The sequence below is a fragment of the Halomonas sp. BC04 genome (assembly GCF_000568385.1).
On the sequence record NZ_AZQX01000348.1, the window covers coordinates 37,254 to 59,581 of the forward strand.

17 protein-coding genes and 4 pseudogenes are annotated in these 22,328 nt (G+C 63.0%); 12 read left to right on the forward strand and 9 right to left on the reverse strand.

Annotated elements, in window-relative coordinates; all coding sequences use genetic code 11:
- Nucleotides 1–93: 93 nt before the first annotated feature.
- Both gcvT and Q427_RS23360 read left to right on the forward strand, forming a co-directional pair.
- The gene (gene gcvT, locus Q427_RS23355; RefSeq protein WP_043517645.1) at nucleotides 94–1,206 is read left to right on the forward strand and encodes a glycine cleavage system aminomethyltransferase GcvT; all 1,113 of its coding nucleotides are present in this window, start codon (nucleotides 94–96) and stop codon (nucleotides 1,204–1,206) included.
- A 363-nt stretch (nucleotides 1,207–1,569) separates the two neighbouring features.
- Nucleotides 1,570–2,832, forward strand: a complete 1,263-nt coding sequence (locus tag Q427_RS23360; protein ID WP_051496636.1) for an O-antigen ligase family protein — start codon at nucleotides 1,570–1,572, stop codon at nucleotides 2,830–2,832.
- On the opposite strand, the gene Q427_RS23365 is transcribed toward Q427_RS23360, so the two are convergent.
- Nucleotides 2,783–3,418, reverse strand: coding sequence for an alpha-ketoglutarate-dependent dioxygenase AlkB family protein (locus Q427_RS23365; protein WP_043517646.1), 636 nt, complete (start codon nucleotides 3,416–3,418; stop codon nucleotides 2,783–2,785). The two genes, Q427_RS23360 and Q427_RS23365, sit on opposite strands and share 50 nt — an antisense overlap.
- A gap of 131 nt (nucleotides 3,419–3,549) precedes the next feature.
- Here Q427_RS23365 and Q427_RS23370 point away from each other — a divergent pair, with 131 nt between their 5' ends.
- Nucleotides 3,550–4,695, forward strand: a complete 1,146-nt coding sequence (locus tag Q427_RS23370) for an RNA-guided endonuclease InsQ/TnpB family protein (RefSeq protein WP_043517647.1) — start codon at nucleotides 3,550–3,552, stop codon at nucleotides 4,693–4,695.
- 46 nt (nucleotides 4,696–4,741) lie between these two features.
- Here the strand turns inward: Q427_RS23370 and Q427_RS23375 are convergent, their stop codons facing one another.
- The 3 genes from Q427_RS23375 to Q427_RS23385 all read right to left on the reverse strand — a co-directional run bounded on the left by Q427_RS23375 (nucleotide 4,742) and on the right by Q427_RS23385 (nucleotide 7,491).
- Nucleotides 4,742–5,701: a LysM peptidoglycan-binding domain-containing protein gene (locus tag Q427_RS23375; protein ID WP_081786180.1), complete on the reverse strand. Its 960-nt coding sequence runs from the start codon at nucleotides 5,699–5,701 to the stop codon at nucleotides 4,742–4,744.
- Entirely contained in the window at nucleotides 5,650–6,519 is an 870-nt protein-coding gene (locus Q427_RS23380; protein WP_043517649.1) for an acyltransferase, read from the reverse strand. Before Q427_RS23380 ends, Q427_RS23375 begins: the two co-directional genes overlap by 52 nt.
- 78 nt (nucleotides 6,520–6,597) lie before the next feature.
- Nucleotides 6,598–7,491 (reverse strand): LysR family transcriptional regulator, encoded by an 894-nt coding sequence (locus Q427_RS23385; protein ID WP_043517674.1) that lies wholly within the window; start codon nucleotides 7,489–7,491, stop codon nucleotides 6,598–6,600.
- Between the two features lie 128 nt (nucleotides 7,492–7,619).
- On the opposite strand from Q427_RS23385, the gene Q427_RS23390 reads away from it, so the two are divergent.
- Nucleotides 7,620–8,318: a CoA transferase subunit A gene (locus tag Q427_RS23390; protein WP_043517650.1), complete on the forward strand. Its 699-nt coding sequence runs from the start codon at nucleotides 7,620–7,622 to the stop codon at nucleotides 8,316–8,318.
- Nucleotides 8,319–8,393: 75 nt separating this feature from the next.
- Nucleotides 8,394–9,056: a CoA transferase subunit B gene (locus Q427_RS23395; RefSeq protein WP_043515138.1), complete on the forward strand. Its 663-nt coding sequence runs from the start codon at nucleotides 8,394–8,396 to the stop codon at nucleotides 9,054–9,056.
- A gap of 296 nt (nucleotides 9,057–9,352) precedes the next feature.
- Here the strand turns inward: Q427_RS23395 and Q427_RS23400 are convergent, their stop codons facing one another.
- From Q427_RS23400 to Q427_RS23410, 3 genes and pseudogenes are all read right to left on the reverse strand, one after another.
- Nucleotides 9,353–10,039, reverse strand: coding sequence for a DUF1338 domain-containing protein (locus tag Q427_RS23400; RefSeq protein WP_331280697.1), 687 nt, complete (start codon nucleotides 10,037–10,039; stop codon nucleotides 9,353–9,355).
- Between the two features lie 152 nt (nucleotides 10,040–10,191).
- Nucleotides 10,192–10,467: a GrxA family glutaredoxin gene (locus tag Q427_RS23405; RefSeq protein WP_043517651.1), complete on the reverse strand. Its 276-nt coding sequence runs from the start codon at nucleotides 10,465–10,467 to the stop codon at nucleotides 10,192–10,194.
- Between the two features lie 396 nt (nucleotides 10,468–10,863).
- Nucleotides 10,864–11,684 (reverse strand): annotated as a pseudogene (locus Q427_RS23410) (inositol monophosphatase family protein).
- A 335-nt stretch (nucleotides 11,685–12,019) separates the two neighbouring features.
- Here Q427_RS23410 and hybE point away from each other — a divergent pair.
- Entirely contained in the window at nucleotides 12,020–12,328 is a 309-nt protein-coding gene (hybE, locus tag Q427_RS23415; RefSeq protein ID WP_051496637.1) for a [NiFe]-hydrogenase assembly chaperone HybE, read from the forward strand.
- 25 nt (nucleotides 12,329–12,353) lie between these two features.
- On the opposite strand, the gene Q427_RS23420 is transcribed toward hybE, so the two are convergent.
- Nucleotides 12,354–12,893 (reverse strand): response regulator transcription factor, encoded by a 540-nt coding sequence (locus tag Q427_RS23420; RefSeq protein WP_043517653.1) that lies wholly within the window; start codon nucleotides 12,891–12,893, stop codon nucleotides 12,354–12,356.
- A 40-nt stretch (nucleotides 12,894–12,933) separates the two neighbouring features.
- Nucleotides 12,934–14,199 (reverse strand): ATP-binding protein, encoded by a 1,266-nt coding sequence (locus tag Q427_RS23425; protein ID WP_043517655.1) that lies wholly within the window; start codon nucleotides 14,197–14,199, stop codon nucleotides 12,934–12,936.
- A 301-nt stretch (nucleotides 14,200–14,500) separates the two neighbouring features.
- Here Q427_RS23425 and Q427_RS23430 point away from each other — a divergent pair, with 301 nt between their 5' ends.
- The 6 genes and pseudogenes from Q427_RS23430 to Q427_RS23455 all read left to right on the forward strand — a co-directional run.
- A complete protein-coding gene (locus Q427_RS23430) occupies nucleotides 14,501–15,652 on the forward strand; it encodes a GlxA family transcriptional regulator (protein WP_051496638.1) in 1,152 nt (383 codons plus the stop codon).
- A 123-nt stretch (nucleotides 15,653–15,775) separates the two neighbouring features.
- Entirely contained in the window at nucleotides 15,776–16,753 is a 978-nt protein-coding gene (locus Q427_RS23435; protein ID WP_043517659.1) for a dipeptidase, read from the forward strand.
- Between the two features lie 215 nt (nucleotides 16,754–16,968).
- A complete protein-coding gene (locus tag Q427_RS23440) occupies nucleotides 16,969–17,514 on the forward strand; it encodes a 4-vinyl reductase (RefSeq protein WP_043517660.1) in 546 nt (181 codons plus the stop codon).
- 23 nt (nucleotides 17,515–17,537) lie between these two features.
- Nucleotides 17,538–19,621: pseudogene (gene dgcA, locus Q427_RS23445) on the forward strand (dimethylglycine demethylation protein DgcA).
- Between the two features lie 200 nt (nucleotides 19,622–19,821).
- A pseudogene (locus tag Q427_RS23450) lies at nucleotides 19,822–21,835 on the forward strand ((Fe-S)-binding protein).
- A 4-nt stretch (nucleotides 21,836–21,839) separates the two neighbouring features.
- A pseudogene (locus tag Q427_RS23455) lies at nucleotides 21,840–22,328 on the forward strand (electron transfer flavoprotein subunit alpha/FixB family protein); the annotation flags it as partial.

Consider the following 22,328-nt stretch of genomic DNA (forward strand, 5'->3'; position numbering starts at 1 on the left):
AATACGACAGGCGTCCTGCGGGGCGCCTTTGCTACCGCTGAAGCCCGCTGTCGGTTTCATCGTCTACCACTATCACTACCCGAGGACTTCCGCATGAGCGATATCAAGCATACGCCGCTGCATGGCCTTCACCTCGAGCTGGGGGGAAAGATGGTTCCTTTTGCCGGCTATGACATGCCGGTGCAGTATCCGCTCGGCGTCAAGAAGGAGCATGAGCATACCCGGGCGGCTTGTGGCCTGTTCGACGTTTCTCACATGGGACAGATACTGCTGCGCGGACCCCGGCCCGCCGAGTCGCTGGAGACCCTCGTCTGTGCGGATGTCGTCGGGCTGCCCGAGGGGATGCAGCGCTATGCACTCTTCACCGGGCAGGAGGGTGGCATCCTCGATGACCTGATGGTGGCCAATGTCGGCGACCATCTCTACCTGGTGGTCAATGCGGCCTGCAAGGATCAGGATATCGCCCTGCTCGAGACCGGGTTGGATACCGAGCATGAGATAGAGGTGCTCGATCGCGGCCTGCTGGCTCTGCAGGGCCCCCAGGCGGCAACTGTCATGCAGCGGTTGTGCCCGCCGGCCTGCGAGATGGTCTTCATGCAGCACGGCCATTTCCAGATCGACGACATCCCCGTCTGGATCAGTCGTAGCGGCTATACCGGGGAGGATGGCTTCGAGATTTCGGTACCGGCAGACCGTGCCGAAGCGTTGGCCCGTCGCCTGCTTGCCGAAGAGGAGGTGGAGGCGATAGGCCTCGGTGCTCGCGACTCCCTGCGTCTTGAGGCTGGCCTCTGCCTTTACGGACATGACATCGATACCGAGACCACGCCGGTGGAAGCGGGTCTCATCTGGGCGATCGGCAAGCCGCGTCGGCGCGGTGGCGAGCGCCAGGGCGGTTTTCCTGGCGCCGACCTGATCCTGCACCAGGTCGAAAAGAAGGATCACCAGCGCAAGCGGGTCGGGTTGCTCGGGGAGGGACGGGCGCCGGTGCGAGAGGGTACCGAGCTGTTCAGCGGCGATGACGATTCGATCGGTGTGGTCACCTCCGGCGGCTTCGGCCCCAGCGTTGGCCGGCCCGTGGCCATGGGGTACGTCACCATCGAGAACGCCGAGATCGGCACGACGGTGTACGCCGAGGTGCGTGGCAAGCGCCTGCCAATGACGGTTAGCAAGATGCCGTTCGTGCAGCCGGGGTATTTCCGCGGTTAAGCGATGACCCCGGTACTCCCTCCAGAGCAGGCTACCTGCCTGGAGGGGGGCTAGGAGCGCTACGATTGGTTAAGCCCGACAGGCTCCTAGTGCATCACATCATCGTAATCCTGCCAATAACGCCCCATCTGACGCTCCTCGGTCACGTCGTAGAGCGAGACGCTGCGAGCCAGCTGTGCACCGCACCCCGGGCAGCCATAGTCTGTGTCTGAGCATCATAGGAATCCCCTTCCTTTCCAACGTCAAGCGGCAACGTCCTGAGGGGGTGGGGGAGGGGGCATATCAATGATTGCTCGCTGAAATACTAAAGAACTCTATATTCAGGGTTAGGCCTTTGTTTACCCACTTCCATGAACGGTGCAGATGACCGTGATGCCATCGCTGACCCTCAGAGACCAATGCCATGGCTCACTTGCCGCCATGGCATTGCTGTTTTCCGCCGTCGCGTATCTTGTGCTGCCCTGGCCGGCCATTGCGACGGTGCCGCTACTGTTGATTCTGGCCGCTTTGGCGGTCGGCAAGGATCAGCCTGATGATTTCCCCCATCGCCAGGACAAGGTGTTGATGGCGGTGCTGCTGCTGTATGGCTTGAGCTGGGTGGTGATGGAGTTGGGTCACGGCATGGGGTTCAAGGGTGTTCGCGATGCATTGCCGATCTGGCTTGCCATGGTGGCACTGATCGCCCTGGTCAGACTGAGACCTGCCGCAGGCTGGCTATGGGCCGGCCTTGCGCTGGGCAGCATCTCCGCCGGTAGCTGGGCGATCTGGCAGCGAATCATCGAGGGATCCTCTCGTGCCGATGGCCACGACCCCCTGCATGCGATCCTGTTCGGCAACCTGGGGCTGATGACGGGACTCCTGTGCTTTGCCGGTCTCAGTTGGGCCATGACACGGCACGAACGCTGGCACTGGATGCTGCTGATGACCACAGGGGGACTTGCAGGGCTCACGGCGTCGGCACTCTCAGGCTCACGGGGCGGCTGGATCGGGTTGCCGCTGGCTATCTGGGTGCTCTATCGCGGCCATGGCAAGCGGTTGTCGCTTCGCTGGCGGCTGCTGGTGGGTGGTTGCCTGCTGGTAGTGCTGGGCAGTCTCTACATGACCCCGCAGACCGGCGTGGCCAACCGGGTGCATAACGCCATCAATGGTGTCCAGGAGTACAGGGCAGGCAGCAACGACATGAACTCGGTCAGCGCGCGACTGGAAATGTGGAAGGGCGCAAGCCGGTTGATTGCCGAGCGACCGATCGTTGGATGGGGAAGCCGGGAGTATCGTGCTGCCATGCGCGAGCGCGGCGCTGAAGGATTGCAGGACCCGTCACTGGGACGATTCTGGCATGCGCATAACGATTTGCTCGATGCCTGGGTCAAGCGTGGCTTGCCCGGCTTGTTCACCCTGCTGGCGCTTTATGCCACACCGATATGGCTTTTCGTCGGCGGTATCGGCAGTGCCTCCGGCGAGAGGCGGGCGCTGGCCGTGGCAGGTACGTTGCTGTCGGTGGCCTTCATCGACTTTGGCCTGACCTACAGTTTCCTTGCCTATCCCATCGGCGGGATGGTCTATGCACTGCTGCTGGTTATTCTATGGGGCCTGTATCGACGTTCACCGCAACCTGTCGAAAGGTGAGGCTGATCCTGAGCCCGGGAATCTTGCGGGGTAACAACGCATGCTGCAGTTGCTCCTGTACCCCCGGCCCCATCAGCAGCAGGCTGTCGTGGGGCAGCCAGACATTGAAGGCATTGCCCGAACCCCGGCGCCAGCGCAGCCGCAGTGGGCGCTCAGCGCCCAGGCTGACGGCAGCTATCAAGGGAGCAGGCCCGAGTTCGGGCTCGTCGTCGCTGTGCCAGCCCATCCGCTCCTCACCGTTGGCGTAGCGGTTGAGCAGTACGCTGTTGAACCTGGCGGCCACTCCGGCAGCGGCCAGGCGTTCGACGACGGCTTCACGGATCCTGGCGACATCGGGGTGCCATGGCTGGGGCCGGAAATCCTGCCCTGAGTAGCGGTACTGCGCCTCGCCATCCCCCATCCACACCTGCCGTCGGGGAATCGGATGTTCACGACCATAGAGGTGCAGGCGTGGCTGTTGCCATGACAGCTCATGATCCAGACGCGCCAGGAAGTCGCTCGCCACGGGTTCGCCGAGCAGGCCGGGGAATCGCTGCAGCGGCGGCGAGTGCAGCAGGATGTCACTCGACAATGCGTTCGAACTCATCAGATTCTGCGCGAGATACCCGGTACTTTTAGTGCCGGGAGGGATAGCGCGTCGTCCGTCAGGACGACCCTGACCTCGCCTCCTTCTTCTTAGGTTTGCTATCTTACAGAAAAATTATTATTCTGTGAGTAATGACGAAACGCGCCTACAAATACCGCTTCTATCCCACGCCTGAGCAGGAGGCCTTGCTGGCGCGGACATTCGGATGCGTGCGTTTCGTCTACAACGCGGTACTGCGTTACCGCACCGATGCATTCTACGAACGCCGCGAGAAGATCGGTTATGTGGCGGCGAATGCTGAGCTGTCGCGGATGAAAAAGGCCGACGACACTGCCTTTCTCAACGAGGTCAGTTCGGTCCCGCTTCAACAGTGCCTGCGCCACCAGCAGACGGCGTTCAAGAACTTCTTCGAGGACCGTGCCCGCTACCCGAGCTTCAAGAGCAAGCGGCACCGCCAGTCGGCCGAGTTCACGCGCTCGGCGTTCAAGTGCCGCGACGGCCAGCTGTTCCTGGCCAAGTGCCAGGCGCCGCTGGCGATCCGCTGGAGCCGAGAGCTGCCCAGCGAGCCGACCACTGTGACCGTTTCCAAGGACTCGGCAGGGCGCTATTTCGTCAGCCTCCTCTGCGAGTTCGAACCCGAGGTCCTGCCTGTCACCCCGAAAATGGTGGGCATTGATCTCGGCCTGAAAGACCTGTTCGTCACCAGCGACGGGCACCGAACCGGAAATCCCCGCCATACGGCAAAGTACGCGGCCAAGCTCGCCAAGGCGCAGCGGCGGCTGAGCAAGAAGCAGCGCGGATCGAAGAATCGCGCCAAGGCTCGGCAGAAAGTGGCCCGACTTCACGCCAAGATTTCCGATTGCCGGATGGACCGCCTGCACAAGCTGTCCCGCCAGATCGTCAACGAGAACCAAGTGATCTGCGTCGAGTCCCTCAAGGTGAAGAACATGCTGCGCAATCGCTCGCTGGCCAAATCGATCAGCGACGCGGGTTGGGGAGAATTTGTCCGCCAGCTGGAATACAAGGTCGACTGGGCGGGGCGGCAGGTATCGGCCATCGACCAGTGGTATCCGTCCAGCAAGCGTTGCTCAGGCTGCGGGCATGTGATGCCCGAGATGCCGTTGCAGGTTCGCGCCTGGGCGTGCCCCGAATGCGCAGTCGAACACGACCGCGACATCAATGCCGCGATCAACATTAAAGCCGCCGGGCTGGCGGTGTTAGCCCTTGGAGAGAATGTAAGCGGCATGGAGCCAGTCTCCGTGTCCGGTTCTCGGTGAATTGGGAATCCCCGTCCTTTCAGGGCGGGGAGCAGTCAACATGGCCTCAGCGTAGCACCCGCCGCGGATCTATCGGCTTGCCACCCAGACGCAGATCGAAGAGCAGGTCATGTCTCTCGGTGGTGTTGCTGTAACCGACCTCGCACAACGGTGTGCCACGGGTGACTCGTGCGCCATCATCGACCAGGATCGAGTCGCACAGGGCATAGACGCTTTGCAGGTTGTCGGCATGATGCACGATCACGACCCGGCCCAGCTGGCGCATGCTGCCGGCGAAACGCACATCACCATCGGCCACGGCCTTGGCCTTGGCCCCACGGCTGGTGGCCAGCAGCATCGGTTGCAGCGTGCCGCGGCTGTCGCTGCCAAAGGCGCGCACGATCCGGTAGTCATCCAGCGGCCAGGGCCAGTTGCGTGCAGAGCCGGGTAGCGAGCTGGTATCGGGCGCAGGCGGCGTGGCACGCGGCGTACTGCTGCCACCACTGGAGGCTGCGCCACTCTGCGCTCGGCTTGCCGTGGCAGGCGCTGCCCGGGCAGCCGTTCCCTGCAAGGGCACCTGAATCACCTGGCCTACCCTTAGCCGGGTGGGTTCGACGCCCGGATTGGCCGATTGAATGCGACCCGTCGTAGTGGAGAAGCGTCGGGCGATACCGGAGTAGGTGTCACCGGGGCGTATCTGATAGCGATAGGGGCCGCCGGATGGCGCGCGCTCCTGTTGCGTCGGCACCAGCAGCCGCTGGCCTACCGCCAGCCTATTGGGGTTGGCGTCCGGGTTGAAGCGCTGCAGTCGCGCCAATGGCACATCCGCCCGGGCCGCGATGCTGCCCAGGGTGTCGCCCTGCTGCACGGTAATCCAGCTACCGGCGATGCCGGGGTCGCCACTGCGCTGTACCTCACCGCCACCGCCACCGCCACTGCTGGCACAGCCGGCGAGCAACAGCAGCATGGCGATTGTCAGCGCGAGTCGAGCGCCTCGTCCTTTTCCTGCCACAGGGCGTTGAGCCATGAGTGGAAGCGCTCCTTGTAGTGCGGGTCGTCGTAATAGCTGCCTTCCAGCATCCAGGTGGGCACGTCAATGCGGCGTGCCTCGACCCAGATCGGCCCCTCTTGGCCGCACAGGAAGCCCCAGAAGGTCGGCTTGGGGTTCTCGTAGCGCAGGGTGAAGTCAAGTATGCCGCTGAGTCGGTCGCCGAGCAGGTTGAGGACCTGGGCGATGCCGCCGGCCTTGGGCCTCAGCAGATGCCGAAAGGGACTATTCTGCAGGTCTCGTTTGACTGGGGTAAAACGCGTGCCTTCAACGAAATTGAAGATGGCGATCGGCATTTCGCGGGCCCGCTCGCACATCCGCTCCGTCGCCTCGCGATCGATACGGGCGAGCTGAGGCTTGCGGGCCAGTTGCTGCTTCGTATAGCGGCGCATGAACGGGTATTCCAGCGCCCACCAGGCGAGTCCCACGATGGGAACCCATATCAACTGCTGCTTGAGGAAGAAGCGAGGCATGGGAATGCGGCGATGCAGCCCCATCAACAGCATGAAGATGTCGGTCCAGCTGCGATGGTTCGACAGCACCAGCCACCACTGGTCCCGGGCCAGTCCATCCGGCAGGTCCATGCTCACCTGGGGCTTCAGCCAATGGCGCATCCACCACAGGTTGAACCCGATCCAGTTGAGTGCCACGCCATTGAGCCCGCGCAGGATGAGCCGGCGCAACGGGCGCCCGGGCGTGATCAGCTTGAGGGCGGTCAGCAGCACCAGAGGAACCCCCCAGAACAGGGTGCTGAGGATAAGCAGCAGCACGCTGACGATCCCCTTCAGGGTCGACATGCCTCACTCCTTCGATCGCTTTCATGAGAGCCGCTCATGCTAATGGATCAAGGGTGGGCTGCCCAGCGCTACCTGTCGTTACGGGTCGGTTTGCTGAAGGGTGTTACGAAGCACGTCGTATAGGGCTCGGGCGGCAGTGGAGAGCTCCTGGCCGGCACCGATGACCACCCCGACCGTGCGCCGTATCTGTGGGTCGTGCAGCGGAAGGCAGCGAGCCCCCAGCTCATGCATCTGTTCCCGGCAGAGGGCGGGCACGGCGCTGACCCCCAGGCCGCTGGCGACCATTCGACCCACAGTTGCCAACTGGTGGCTTTCGAAGGCCACGGGAAGCTCGGTGCCGCGCAGTGCCAGGGCCTGCTCCATCAGGATGCGTACCATTGAGGGACGTTGCAGGGTGATGAAGTCGTGGTCGAGCAGGGCATTCCAGTCGATCGCCCCGGCATTGGCCAGCGGGGATTCAGGTGCCACGACGGCGACGAAGGTGTCGTCGAAGAGTGGCAGGAAATCCACCCCCTCGCTGGTTTCGGGTTCGAAAGCGACGCCAAGCTCGACCTGCTGCTGGCGAACCATGTCGATGACCTGTTCGTTGATAACGTCATGGACGGTCACGTTGACCTTCGGGAATTGCTCGCGGAAGACGCGTAGTGCCCGTGGCAGTCGATTGCAGGCGATCGAGGGCATGGCGGCAACCGCCACGCGGCCGAGCTGCAGCGTGAATCGCTGTCGGAGCAGGTCCTCGGCATTGTCCCAGTCGGTGAGCAGGCGTTTGGCCATGGGCAGCAACGTCTCTCCTTCGGGTGTCAGGCGTACGCTGCGAGTGCTGCGGATCAGCAGGGCTCCGCCCAGCGTCTCCTCGAGTCCCTTGATGGCCAGGCTCAACGCCGGCTGCGACAGATGGAGGCGCTCGCAGGCCTGGGTGAAGCTCAGGGTCTGGGCGACGGCCTGGAAGGCGCGGAGCTGCTTGATGGTCATGGCCATGGCTGATTTATTTGTATTCCGGATTAATTGATAAAAAAAACAAACTTAACAAATATATTCGTCGGGTCAACACTGATCAGGTACTGTCACCCTTTCATCCCACAACAAGACGAGGCTTCGCGATGGCCGGATTCGACAAGCGCGTATATTCCTACGAAGAGGCAATGCAAGGCATCGAAAGCGGCATGACCGTGCTCGCCGGGGGGTTCGGTCTTTGCGGTATTCCGGAGAACCTGATTGCCGAGATCAAGCGCCGAGGCGTCAAGGACCTGACCGTGGTCTCCAACAATTGCGGCGTTGATGGTTTCGGCCTCGGGCTGCTGCTGGAGGATCGCCAGATCAGCAAGATCTATGCCTCTTATGTCGGTGAGAATGCCCTGTTCGAGCAGCAGATGCTCAATAACGAAATCGAGGTCGTACTGACACCCCAGGGTACCCTGGCCGAGCGCATGCGGGCCGGTGGTGCGGGTATTCCCGCCTTCTATACCGCAACCGGCTACGGCACGCCCATTGGCGAGGGCAAGGAGGTGCGCGAGTTCAACGGGCGCCACTATATCCTCGAGGAGGGCATCATCGGTGACTTCGCCATCGTCAAGGGGTGGAAGGCCGATCGCTACGGCAATGTGGTCTATCGCCACACGGCGCAGAATTTCAATCCCATGGCCGCCACCGCCGGCAAGATCACCGTGGTCGAAGTGGAAGAGATCGTCGAGCCGGGTGAGCTGGAGCCCAGCCAGATCCATACCCCCGGGATCTATGTCGACCGGATCATCCAGGGCTCTTTCGAGAAGCGCATCGAGAAGCGCACCGTTCGCGACTGAACCGCGACTTTCCATGGATTCGATTCGAGCCTTTCGGCCAGGCCGGCATGGCTCACAACGACAAGAGGCAAGAAGATGGCACTGACTCGCGAACAGATGGCACAGCGCGTGGCGCGTGAACTCCAGGACGGCTTTTACGTCAACCTGGGCATCGGCATTCCCACGCTGGTGGCCAATTACATTCCCGATGGTATCGATGTCATGCTCCAGTCCGAGAATGGGCTGCTGGGAATGGGCCGCTTCCCCACCGAGGAAGAGGTTGACCCGGACATGATCAATGCCGGCAAGCAGACCGTGACGGCGCGCCCCGGGGCCGCGATCTTCTCCTCCGCGGAATCCTTTGCGATGATCCGCGGCGGCCATGTGGACCTGACCGTCCTCGGCGCATTCGAGGTCGACCAGGAGGGCAATATCGCCTCCTGGATGGTGCCCGGCAAGCTGATCAAGGGCATGGGTGGTGCCATGGACTTGGTGGCCGGTGCCGAGAACATCATCTGCACCATGACCCATGCGTCCAAGCACGGTGAGTCGAAGCTGCTTGAGAAGTGCACCCTGCCCTTGACCGGGGCGGGCTGTATCAACCGAGTACTGACCGATCTGGCCTATATGGAGATCGAGAACGGTGCCTTCATCCTCAAGGAGCGAGCGCCGGGCGTCAGCGTGGAGGAGATCGTCGAGAAGACAGCGGGCAAGCTGGTGGTGCCCGAGCATGTGCCGGAAATGACGTTTGACGAGTGACCCTCGTTAACCGCTGACTTCAATGAAGCCCGGGCCTGCTGGTCCGGGCTTCATCGGTTTATGCGTTGCGGTCTTGTGCATCGCTTCCGGCATCGCTGCGAAGGCCTGATGAATTTATGACCAGCCTGTTTCAACCCTGTTGTTTCCTGGCCAAGCCGGACTTACAACGGGCTCTTTCACAGTGTTATCCACAAATTTTGTGGATAACCGTCTCCTTCAGGAGATCTCGCAGCGGGTGTGGTGGGGTAGCAGCAGCTCGACGGCACGTTCATGGTCGCTGCTGAGTCGCTTCTGCATCAGGCCAGGCCACCCAGGGGGATGCGGTGCTCATCGCCGTCGGCGAAGGCGATACGACGCGAACAGGTGGGATAGAAGCGGTAATTCAGCAGTGGCGAGATCGGAAAGAGTCCATGTTGGCGACCCTCGCTACCCTTGAGCCCGCTCTCCTCGAGGGCTTTGTCGAGGCTGTCTATACCCTGCCCGATGTGCTCGCAGTCGAAGCCGGCATGGTGCATGCTCGGCCCCATGACCGATAGCCAGCCGGCCAGCGGATGGGCATCGCAGAGCATTCGATAGCTGGGCCAGTCGGGCATCGCCCAGGGACGACCTCGCGTCAACAGGTTCTGTCCACGGGCATCCTGCGGATGGGTATTGGCCACCAGTTCGGCGAGTCGGGCCCTTGGCTCACGCGAGAGGGTTCCCATCTGCAGTTCGGCCAGTATCAGCCATGGGCCGTCATCGGGCGGAGCCAGCAGGGTCACAAGCAGGCCACGATCGGCCATGGCATAGCGTTGGGTGGAACGAAAGCCGAGATGTCCCAGGGTGGGCAAGAGGTCGACAGCCGCAAAGGGCGACTGATTCAGCGTCAGTATCGCCAGGTATTCGGCCGGAGTATCGATGGGCCACAGGCGCAGGGCGCCCACATCCGTATTCTGGTGGATGTAGTCGAGCCACAGTTGTTGCAAGAACTCTTCCCGCTGCATCGTTGCCGTTCCTTGTCTCCTGATGCGCCTGTAGGCAGGACGCTTGGCGTCAGTATAGGTGCTGGCGGCAATCGGCTTTCAACGGAGAAGAACGGTCAACGGAATAATGACGCTACGGGGAGCAGGGCGGGGTGCTCCCCGAGGGTTGGCCATTAGCCAGCACTGGTCTGGGCCAGAAGGTCGTGTTCACGCACGTACTGGTCGAACTCCGTGAAACCGCCCACGTGGGACTGGTCGACGAATATCTGCGGCACGGTCGTGACAGGCTTGCCGATGGTCTTCTCCATGTCGGCCTTGCTGATACCTTCCACCAGGATATCGACGTAGCGGTGGCCTTCGATGGCGCCGGACGCTTCCAGCCGCTCGGCAAGCGCCTGGGCACGGACACAGAAGGGGCAGCCGGGACGGCCGAAAATAACCACGAACATAGAAGCACTCCTTTAATTGGTTGGCGACATTGTGACCGATCGCTTGTACGGGCGCCAATAGCGAGCCGCTAGCCTGGATATTACCCAGGGCTATCGTTGTTGCCGATGTCTGCGACGACCACTGGCGTTGCGGCCTCCGCCAAGGCGCCTGACGGCGCCAGTCGCGATGCGGAGTCGGGGCGCCGAACCGAGCGCTCCTACAGCTGCTTTCTCCACCGACGTTGCCACGCCGCTGTAGGTGGAATCTTTAGATCACGACTGGAGGCGCAAGCCTCCCGGCGGTGTTGCCAACATTCGCGGCCATCACCGACGCAGCGGCCTCCGCCAGGCGCCTGCTGAGTCTTATGCGTAATCAACTAGCCTTTTGCCAATGGTGTTGCTGGGCGTCGGAAAGCCTCAGTAAGGCATCAGTTCATTGTCATCGGCAGCACGCAGCAGGTCGGCGAGTTCGGCGTGGATCTCCGGTGCGCTGACCAGCAGGTTTTCGCCATACAGGTCCTCGGGAATGCCTCCGGGCAAGGATAGAGATGGCCTCCCCGGGCGCCGGCTTCTCGCGCGATCAACAGGCCGGCGGCGAAGTCCCAGGGTGAGACGCTTTCGTAGTAAGCATCAAGCCGGCCGCAGGCGACATCACAGAGGTCCAGTGCCGCCGAACCGTTGCGCCGTACGTCCTGGCAGTGCTGAAGTATCGCCATCAGTCGCCGCATCAGGGGAGGGCGGCTATCGCGCCGGTAGGGAAAGCCGGTGCCAACCAGGCAGTGCTCCAGGTTGGAGCGGCGACTGGCATGGATGGGCTTGCCGTTGCACCAGGCGCCCTGGCCATACAGGGCGGTGTAGGTTTCACCCAGGAACGGGGCGTGGACCACGCCGAGGCGGGTCCTGCCCTCGCTGACCCAGGCGATGGAGACGCCGACATGGTGAAGGCCGTGGGCGAAGTTGACCGTGCCATCGATGGGGTCCACGACCCACAGTGCCTCGGCCGTTGCCATCACCCCTCGATCCGGCGCCAGCTCCTCACTCAGGCGTGACTCGCCCGGCAGTGCTGTCTCCAGCCGCTCGCTGATCAGCCTGTCGATCTCAAGGTCGACATCGGTGACCAGTTCCTGGCCCTGCTTGTAGCGTTGACTGAACGCCTGGCCCTGGCGCGCGGCGATGATGCGTTCACCGGCTTCGGTTGCAATCGATATGGCCAGCTCGAGGCGATCTTGGGGAAGCATGGGCATTCCTCGTCGCAGGTGGAGCTGCCAGAATAGCAGTCGTTGCGATTCCTTGCCGAACCGAACGACCCTGGGATCCGAATCGTTAAATTGCGGGCTATTCGCCTCATCAGATCGTGAAACTTGTTTCGCTATTCAAATCTCTCGCGATGATCTGTCAAATCCGACAGGCTCCTAACCACTTGTCCAGAAGGAGTGCCAATGCAGGCCCTGACACCAGACCAATATGAACGTCTCCGGAATCTGGCGGCAGCCTGGCAGCAGCAGCAGGGGCGCGGGTTGAAGGAGATGGCCCATTACAACCCACGGTTGAGCGTGGATGCCTGTGCTTTCAGGTGTTGCCTGAGGATCAGGCGGAAGGGGAGGAAGCGATCTATCTGGTCGGTGCCCTGGTCACCCCGGTGTCGCTTTCGCTGGTGCTGGTTCCGGCCGAGAAAGACGCGCTCCCACCGGAGCCGGGAAGCCGTCGTCGTTTCGCCCTGCCCTCGGGGCGCTACCCCTTCGTAGCGGAGCGACCCAACCCGTCGCTATGGCTGTGGCGCTGCGAGCTCATCGACGATCTATCGGACCTCGATTCGCTGCAGGAGGCGAGTCGGCTGGCCCAGCGGATGATGGACAAGGTGATGAGCCCCGACGCGGGGTGAGGGTAGCGTCAATGTGGAAGCAACATCATCGCCGAACTGGCCGTTTCTGCAGCTTGCGCTGCAGTGTTCGGCGGTGCATGCCCAGTGCCCTGGCTGTGGCGGAGATGTTGCCGTCATGCTCCTGCAGCACTTTCTGGATGTGCTCCCAGGCGATGCGATTGATGGAGGGTGGGGAGACGGCCACTTCGGCGTTCGGGTCGCCCTGTTCGCGGCCCAGGGCGATGAGGATCTCCTCGGCATCCGCCGGTTTGCAGAGGTAATTGACGGCGCCGAGCTTGATCGCTTCAACGGCGGTGGCAATGCTGGAGTAGCCAGTGAGCACAACGACGCGACAGGTGGGCAGGACGTCGAGGAGCTCCGGCAGCAGTTTCAGGCCGGAACTCTGTTCCAGCTTGAGGTCCAGCGTGGCGAAGTCGGGGCGATGGCGCCGCGCCAGGGCCATCGCCTGTTCGGCATCGTGTGCCACGAGGACCTCGAAACCGCGCCGGGTCATGGCACGCGACAGGACATGGCAGAACATTTCGTCGTCATCGATGATCAGCAGGCGTGTGTCGGCATCTTGCATGGCAACCTCGTCGCGTCATTCGGAAGGGATGCCGCCCGGTTCAGAGCTCGCTTGGCGGCAGGGTCACTTCGGTCAGCGTTCCCCCATCGGGATGATTATACAGGCTTACGCCGCCGCCGAATCGGTTGATGGTGGCGTGGGTGAGAAAGAGGCCGATTCCCAGTCCCTTGCTCTTGGTCGACACGAAGGTCTCACCGAGCTGGTCGGCGATCTCCAGGGCGACCCCGGGGCCATGATCACGGATATCGATCACCACTTCCTCGGCTGTCCAATCGAGGCGGATGCTGATGTTGTCCGGATTAGCATCCGCGGCATTGTTCAGCAGGTTGGTGATGGCCTGATCCAGGGTGGCATCCACCTTGAGCCAGGGGGTGCTGTCCTGGCTACCGATATCCAGCCGATGACTGACATCGGGTCGCAGGACCAGCCAGCGCTGCACCACGCTGGCGAGCCATTCGCGGGCATCGCGCACCTCCGGCTTTGCCATGCGGCCGCGGTCTGCACTCTGTACCAGTTGACGCAGGCGTTCCTTGCAGACGTCCACCTGTTGACGCAACAGGTCGACATCCTTTTCGAGCCCACTGTCTCCACGCACTTCCTCGCGCATCTCGCTCAAGAGCACGGCCATGGTCGAGAGCGGCGTTCCCAACTCATGAGCGGTTCCCGCGGCCTGGGTGGCGACCGCCACGACCTGTTCATTGCGCAGGGCCGCCTCCCGGGTGCGTGACAGGGCCTGCTCACGGCTGCGCAACGCATGGGCCATCTTGTAGATGAAGAAGGTCACCAGGCCTGCCGAAAGGGCGAAATTGAGCCACATCCCCAGCACATGGAGATCGATGGCCTCATCATCGTAGTGGTGGGTCAACTGCGGCACGGGATGATAGTCGAACATCAGCATCGTATAGGATGCCATGGCCGCCGAGGCGATGATCCAGGCGTAGCGCCAGGGCAGCGTGGCGGCGGCGATGGTCACCGGTATCAGGTAGTAATTGATGAAGGGGTTGGTGGAGCCGCCGGTGAGGTAGAACAGCAGGGTCAGGCCCAGTACGTCGGCCAGCAGGTGAAGCACGTACTCGGTATGACTGACGGCCCATTGGCGGCCGAGCCGCCACCAGGTGAAGAGATTGATCAGCCCCATGGCGACGATCACCCCGATGACGGCGACCACCTGCAGGTCGAAATGAAGCAGCTCCACGCCGATGATCACCGCGGCCAGGAAGCCGGTCCAGGTGATGCCCCGCACGATGGTCAGGCGTACCAGGTTGCGGCTGGGAGTCGAAAGGGGCAGGGGTAGTGCGGAGGGCATGAGGGCTCCATGGCAGAATATTGGGAATATCATAACCCGTGTCGACATTGCCTGCGGCAGAGAGGGCTCTGGTCGTCGCGATTGTGTCACTCAATGAGAACGGAGCCCGATAGAGAAAAATACGATAAGCGGCGCGTCTCAGGATTGGATAATGTGTATAAGACATGCCGATATGCGACAGGGTGTCGCATATCGGCTCTGTACTTCTAACACCAATCGGGCAGTGGTGTGGTAAGAGCCGATCGAACCAGTACCGCGGGAGAGAGACCATGACAAGCTCATCACGGAAGGATCCTGAGGGATTCAGGAGCCCGCAGACCCGGGGCGAAGGATCAAGACCCAGACGATCGGATTTCTCCTGCTGGACAACTTCACCCTGATCTCGCTGGCTTCTGCCATCGAGCCTTTGCGCATGGCCAATCAGCTCGCCGGCCATGAACTCTACCGCTGGTACACCCTCACCGCCGATGGTGAGCCGGTCAGCGCCAGCGATGGACTCAAGGTCACGCCGGACGTCTCCCTGCGAACACCGTTGGGACTCGATATGGTGGTGGTATGTGGTGGCGTGGGGCCGCATCGCAGCGTGCAGCGCGAGCACGTGGCCTGGCTCCAGGGCCAGGCGAGACTCTCGCGCCGGCTGGGGGCGATCTGTACCGGTAGCTGGGCCCTGGCCAAGGCCGGCCTGCTCGACGGCTACGACGTCAGTACCCATTGGGAATGCATGGCGGCGATGCGAGAGGCCTTTCCCCGGGTCGAACTCACCACGCGGCTGTTCTGCATCGATCGCGATAGAGCGACCTCCTCCGGAGGCACTGCGCCGCTGGACATGATGCTCAACCTGATCGCGAAGGATCATGGCCGAGAGTTGGCGGCGGGTATTTCCGAGATGTTCATCTGCGAGCGCGTGCGCAACGAGCAGGACCAGCAGCGCATTCCCCTGCGCCACGTGCTGGGCACCACACAGCCCAAGCTGCTCGAGATCGTGGCGCTGATGGAGGTCAATCTGGAAGAGCCCATCGGCCTCGACGAACTGGCCCACTATGTCGGTATCTCCCGGCGCCAGCTCGAACGACTGTTCCAGAAGAATCTTCACTGCTCTCCATCCCGTTATTACCTCAAGCTTCGGTTGACCCGCGCGCGGCAACTGTTGAAGCAGACCTCAATGTCGATCATCGAGGTAGCCTCGGCCTGCGGTTTTGTCTCGACGCCCCACTTTTCGAAGTGTTACCGCGAGTTCTTCGGCTTTCCTCCCAGGGATGAGCGTATCGGGAATCTCCAGCCCATGGCGCGCATCGAGGAGAAGCAGGTGGACACGCTATTCAGCGGTGCCGCTTTCGAGCCGGTCTCCGTTGAGCCGGTTTCCAGCGCCATGGTCGCCCTCGACCAGGCCCGTGGGGAGCCGACCTATGCCAGTGTGGCGGTCAACCAATCGAGAGTGGCGATCAAAAAATAGCCTGGTCTCGCTTTCGCGACAGATGTGACGCAATTGGAATCCTCTCCGTCGCTTCCAGCCTCCGTGTAGGGAACCTGCCGGCGCTATGCTGCCGGCAGGCAACGACAACACGGAGAACCGGCCATGACCCCCCACGAACTGCACCAGGACGCCATCGTCATCGATGGCCTCATCATCGCCAAATGGAATCGCGAGCTGTTCGAGGACATGCGCCGCGGTGGCCTCACGGCGGCCAACTGCACCGTTTCGGTGTGGGAGGGGTTCCAGGCCACCGTCGATAATATCGTCAAGTCCAACCAGCTGATGGCCGAGTGCAGCGACCTGGTACGTCCGGTGCGCACCGCCGCCGACATCACCCGGGCCAAGGAGGAGGGCAAGACCGGCATCCTCTTCGGCTTCCAGAACGCCAACGCCTTCGAGGACCAGCTCGGCTACGTGGAGGTCTTCAAGCAGCTCGGCGTGGGCATCGTGCAGATGTGCTACAACACTCAGAATCTGGTGGGCACCGGATGCTACGAGCGTGATGGCGGGCTCTCGGGCTTCGGGCGCGAGATCGTCGCCGAGATGAATCGGGTCGGCATCATGTGCGACCTCTCCCACGTCGGCTCCAAGACCTCCGAAGAGGTGATCCTCGAGTCGCAGAAGCCGGTCTGCTACTCCCACTGCCTCCCCTCGGGCCTCAAGGATCACCCGCGCAACAAGTCCGACGAGGAGCTGCGCTTCATCGCCGAGCACGGCGGCTTCGTCGGTGTGACCATGTTCACCCCCTTCCTGCGTGCCGGTGTCGACGCCACCATCGACGATTATGTCGAGGCGATCGAGTACGTGATGAACATCGTCGGCGAGGATGCCATCGGCATCGGCACCGATTTCACCCAGGGCCACGGATCGGACTTCTTCGAGTGGCTGACCCACGACAAGGGCTACGCCCGCCGCCTGACCCGCTTCGGCGAGATCATCAACCCCGAGGGTATCCGCACCATCGGCGAGTTCCCCAACCTGACCGAGGCGCTGTTGAAGCGCGGAATGAGTGAGACCCAGGTGCGCAAGATCATGGGCGAGAACTGGGTGCGGGTCCTGAAGGACGTCTGGGGCGCCTGAGGGAACGCCGTCGTGGCAGGACTTACGCTTAGGTCCTTACACGCGGCTTTCCCGACGATAGGCCTACGAGGGGGCGCTGTGAATCCTTCCCTGGACGCTACTTTTGCCATCCATGGCAAAAGACCCCCTCTACGACCTATCCCCGGCGCCGCTTTCCTTGCAGAACGGCTGCTTAGCAACTTCATAACAATCATCAAGCTTCAAGGAATTCAACCGTGACCAAACTGGCCCCCGAGCTGCCCATCGAGGTGGATGCCGAGACCGGCGTGTGGACCACCGACGCGCTGCCCATGCTCTATGTGCCGCGCCACTTCTTCATCAACAACCATGTGGCGGTGGAGGAAGCGCTGGGCGCCGAGAAGTACGCCGAGATCCTCTATCACGCCGGCTACAAGAGCGCCTGGCACTGGTGCGAGAAGGAGGCCGAATTGCACCGTCTCCAGGGTGAGGCGGTGTTTGAGCACTATATGACGCGGCTCTCCCAGCGCGGCTGGGGTCATTTCATCATTGATGCCATCGACCTCGATGCCGGCACCTGCCGGGTGCGCCTGGAGCACAGCGCCTTCGTCTACCAGTTGGGCAAGGTGGGTCGCAAGGTGGAGTACATGTTCACCGGCTGGTTCGCCGGCGCCATGGACCAGATCCTCGCCGCCCGGGGCAGCAATCTGCGCACCGTCGCGGAGCAGACCCAGAGCGGGGCCGAGGAAGGCTGCGACGTGGGTTATTTCGAAGTCAAGCCGTTGACCGGCGCCGCTCACTAATTCCGGGACGAGGAGAGATATTCATGGCATTCGAAGCACTCTTCGAGCCGATTCAGATCGGCAAGTTGACCATCCGTAACCGCGTGGTGAGCACCGCCCACGCCGAGGTGCACGCCACCGACGGCGGCATGACCACCGAGCGCTATGTTCGGTATTACGAGGAGAAGGCCAAGGGCGGCTGCGGTCTTTCCATCTGCGGCGGCTCCTCGGTGGTCTCCATCGACAGCCCCCAGGCTGGTGGAGTTCAGTGAACCTTGCCACCGATCGCATCATTCCACACTTTCAGAATCTGGCCGATGCCGTGCACAAGCATGGTGGCAAGATCATGATCCAGATCACCCATATGGGCCGCCGCTCGCGCTGGGACGGCTTCGACTGGTCGACCCTGGTGTCGCCTTCGGGCATTCGCGAGCCGGTGCACCGCTCCACCTGCAAGACCATTGAGGAGGAGGAGATCTGGCGGATCGTCGGCGACTTCGCCCAGGCCGCGCGCCGGGCCAAGGAGGGCGGTCTCGACGGCGTCGAGCTCTCCGCCGTGCACCAGCACCTGATTGACCAGTTCTGGAGCCCGCGTGTCAACAAGCGCGAAGACCAGTGGGGCGGCAGCTTCGAGAACCGTATGCGCTTCGGCATGGAAGTGCTCAAGGCGGTGCGCGCCGAGGTGGGCGACGACTTCGTTGTCGGCATGCGCATCTGCGGCGACGAGTTCCATCCCGACGGCCTGAATCATGAGGACATGAAGCAGATCGCCGCCTATTACGATGCCACCGGCCAGGTCGACTTCTTCGGCGTGATCGGCTCCGGTTGCGACACTCATAACACCCTGGCCAACGTGATTCCCAACATGTCCTACCCGCCGGAGCCCTTCCTGCACCTGGCGGCGGGCATCAAGGAAGTGGTGAGCGTGCCGGTGATCCATGCCCAGAACATCAAGGACCCCAATCAGGCCCAGCGCATTCTCGAAGGAGGCTACGTCGATCTGGTGGGCATGACCCGAGCGCATATCGCCGATCCTCACTTGATCGCCAAGATCAAGATGGGCCAGATCGACCAGATCAAGCAGTGTGTCGGCGCCAATTACTGCATCGACCGCCAGTACCAGGGCCTGGACGTACTATGCATACAGAATGCCGCGACGTCGCGGGAGTACATGGGCCTGCCGCATATCATCGAGAAGAGCGAAGGCCCCAAGCGCAAGGTCGTCGTGGTCGGCGGCGGTCCCGGCGGCATGGAGGCGGCCAAGGTGGCAGCCGAGCGTGGTCACGACGTCACTCTCTTCGAGGCCGCAGGGAGCTTGGGGGGGCAGATCACCATTGCCGCCCAGGCTCCGCAGCGCGACCAGATCGCCGGCATCACCCGCTGGTATCAGCTGGAGCTGGCGCGCCTCAAGGTCGACCTGCGCCTGGGTACCCGTGCCGACGTGGCCACCATCGAGGACCTGCGTCCGGACATCGTGGTGCTGGCCACCGGCGGCCAGCCTTTCCTGAGCCAGTATCCGGAGTGGGGTTATTCGGAGAATCCCGAGGAGAGCCTGGTGGTCAGCACCTGGGACATCCTCTCGGGCAAGGTGGCCCCGGGCAAGAACGTGCTGGTGTATGACGCCATCTGCGAATTTTCCGGCGTCTCGGCGGCGGATTTTCTGGCCGACAAGGGTGCCAGGGTGGAGATCGTCACCGACGACATCAAGCCCGGCGCGGCGGTGGGCGGTACCACCTTCCCCACCTACTACCGCAGCCTCTACGAGAAGGAGGTGATCATGACCTCCGACCTGATGCTGCACAAGGTCTACCGGGAGGGCAGCGGCCTGGTGGCGGTGCTCGAGAACGAGTACACCGGCGTCCAGGAGGAGCGGGTTGTCGACCAGGTGGTGGTGGAGAACGGTGTGCGTCCCGACGAGGCGCTCTACTACGCGCTCAAGGGGCAGTCCCGTAACAACGGCCAAGTGGATCTGGAGGCGCTCTATGCCGCCAAGGCGCAGCCCTGCCTGGTGGAGGAGAGAGGTGAGCAGGGCGACGGCTTCCTGCTGTTCCGCCTGGGGGACTGTACGGCGCCGCGTAATACTCATGCGGCGATCTACGATGCCCTGCGGATCTGCAAGGACTTCTGAGTTGGGCGAAAGCCGTCAACGACTGAGGGGCGCCGGGGGCAGGCCGCAGCGAGGGTCATTTGCCATGGATGGCAAATGTAGCGCCCAGGTAAGGGTTCACAGCGCCCTCGCGAAGGCCTGCCCCCGGTATAGCCCGTCGCCAAAGCCCGTTGCTAAAGCCTGATGCCAAAGCCACTGGCTCCTGAGATGAGGTGAGCACCATGCTCGACACCCTCCTGCCGATACTGATCTTCTCCACCCTGGCGCTGGCGGCCATTGGCGCCTTGCGGCGCATCCGCCTGTGGCGCCAGGGGCGGCCCGCCCAGGTTGACCTGCTGCGCGGGCTCGCCGCCATGCCGCGGCGCTACCTGGTGGACCTGCACCACGTGGTGGCGCGCGACAAGGTGATGTCCAACACCCACGTGGCCACCGCCGGCGGTTTCGTCGCCGCTGCCGTGCTGATGATCCTGGTGCATGGCCTGGGGCTCGCCAACCCGGTACTGGGTGGGCTGCTGCTGGCCGCCAGTGTCACCATGTTCGTCGGTAGCCTGTTCGTCGCCCGCCGGCGGCGCAACCCACCGGCGCGGCTTTCCAGGGGGCCGTGGATGCGGCTGCCGAAGAGCCTGATGGCGTTTTCGTTGAGCGTCTTCCTGATCACCCTACCGACGGTAGGCATCTTGCCTGCCGGACTTTCTCAAGGGATGGGCAGCTGGATCCTGGCGCTGGTGCTGGTGCTGGTCGCAGTGTTGGCCTGGGGCCTGGGCGAGATGTTCTTCGGCATGACCTGGGGCGGGCCCATGAAGCACGCCTTCGCCGGTACCCTGCACCTGGCCTTCCATCGCCGCGCCGAGCGCTTCGGTGAGGGCAACCGTTCCACCGGTCTCAAGGCGCTGGACCTGGACAACGCCAAGGCTCCGCTCGGCGTCGAGACACCCAGCGATTTCACCTGGAACCAGCTGCTCGGCTTCGATGCCTGCGTGCAGTGCGGGCGTTGCGAGGCGGTCTGCCCGGCGTTCGCCGCCGGTCAGCCGCTCAATCCCAAGAAGCTGATCCAGGACATGGTAGTGGGCATGGCCGGCGGCAGCGATGCAGCTATGCCGGTTCCGCCCACCCTCCACAAGGGCTTGGGGGCAAGCCGGTGGGTGAGCGCTTTAGCTCTCCCCATGGGCCCATCGTGGCCCTGATTCGATGAAGGGCGGCAAGGCGCTGGTTGATGCCGAAACGCTTTGGTCATGTACCACCTGCCGCGCCTGCGTCGAGGAGTGCCCGATGATGATCGAGCATGTCGATGCCATCGTCGACATGCGTCGCTTCCTGACACTGGAGCGTGGCAATACCCCCAACAAGGGTGCCGAGGTGCTCGACAACCTGATCGCCACCGACAACCCCGGCGGCTTCGATCCCGGCTCGCGGCTTCACTGGGCAGCGGATCTCAACCTGCCGGTGATGGCCGACGTCAAGCAGGCCGAGGTGCTGCTGTGGCTGGGCGACGGTGCCTTCGATATGCGCAACCAGAGAACGCTCAGGGCCCTGGTCAAGGTGCTGCGTGCGGCCGACGTCGACTTCGCCGTGCTCGGCATTGAAGAGCGCGACAGCGGCGACGTGGCGCGGCGGCTGGGCGACGAGGCGACCTTCCAGTCGCTGGCCCGGCGCAATATTGCGAACCTGGCCAAGTACCGCTTCCAACGCATCGTCACCTGCGACCCCCATAGCTTCCACGTGCTCGGCAACGAGTACGGCGAGCTGGGTGGAGTGTATGAGGTGCGTCACCACAGTACCTACATCGCCGAGCTGCATGAGGCGGGTCGCCTCCACTTCGCACCCTGGAAGGGCGGCAAGGTCACCTATCACGATCCCTGCTACCTGGGCCGCTACAACGGCGAGTACGAAGCACCGCGCAACGTGCTCAAGGCGCTGGGCATTGAAGTTGCCGAGATGGCGCGCTCGGGCTATCGCTCGCGCTGCTGTGGCGGCGGCGGCGGAGCCCCGATCACCGACATTCCCGGCGAGCGGCGGATTCCCGATATGCGCATGAATGACGTCAACGAGGTCGAGGCCGAGCTGGTGGCGGTGGGTTGTCCCCAATGTACCGCCATGCTGGAGGGCGTGGTGGACGCCAGTGCCGAGGTGCGTGACATCGCCGAGCTGGTGGCCGACGCCTGGTGGCCAAAGCCCCTATGGAAAGGTCGGCGGTCGATGCCACCCGCCGGCCCATTGACAAGGCCGAGGAGGTGATCTTATGAGCGAGATTCGCCGTCGCGATCCACGCCGCGAGTGGATCGCCCGCAACCGCCTGCATCCCGAGCATGCCAGCGTGCTGGCCGCACTCGGGGGCGGTGAGGCCGTCAGCGAATGGCTGGGGCCCAACGGGGTGGTGCGCAAGAACCCTCGCGCCATCGGCTTTATCGGCCCCAATGGCATCAAGCGCATCGACCGCWGCGGYGCCCAGCAGGGCGTCCAGGCCGCGGCCTCGTCCACAAGCGCCGCCCGCCAGGCGGCCCTGGATAGCCGACGCAACGTGCTCATCGAGGCCCCGGCTTTCCTGGTGGCGGTGGTGCCGGACATGTCCGGCGGTCGTCTCTCCAGCCACGACAAGGACCTGCTGGGCCTGGCCCGGCGCCTGGCGGATGCCGATCCCGATCGCCCCGGCGCCGTGCTGGCCGTGGTCTTCGGCGAGCACAAGGAAGAGGCCGTTTGGTGAGGCGGGCATCGACGCTTGCTGCACCTC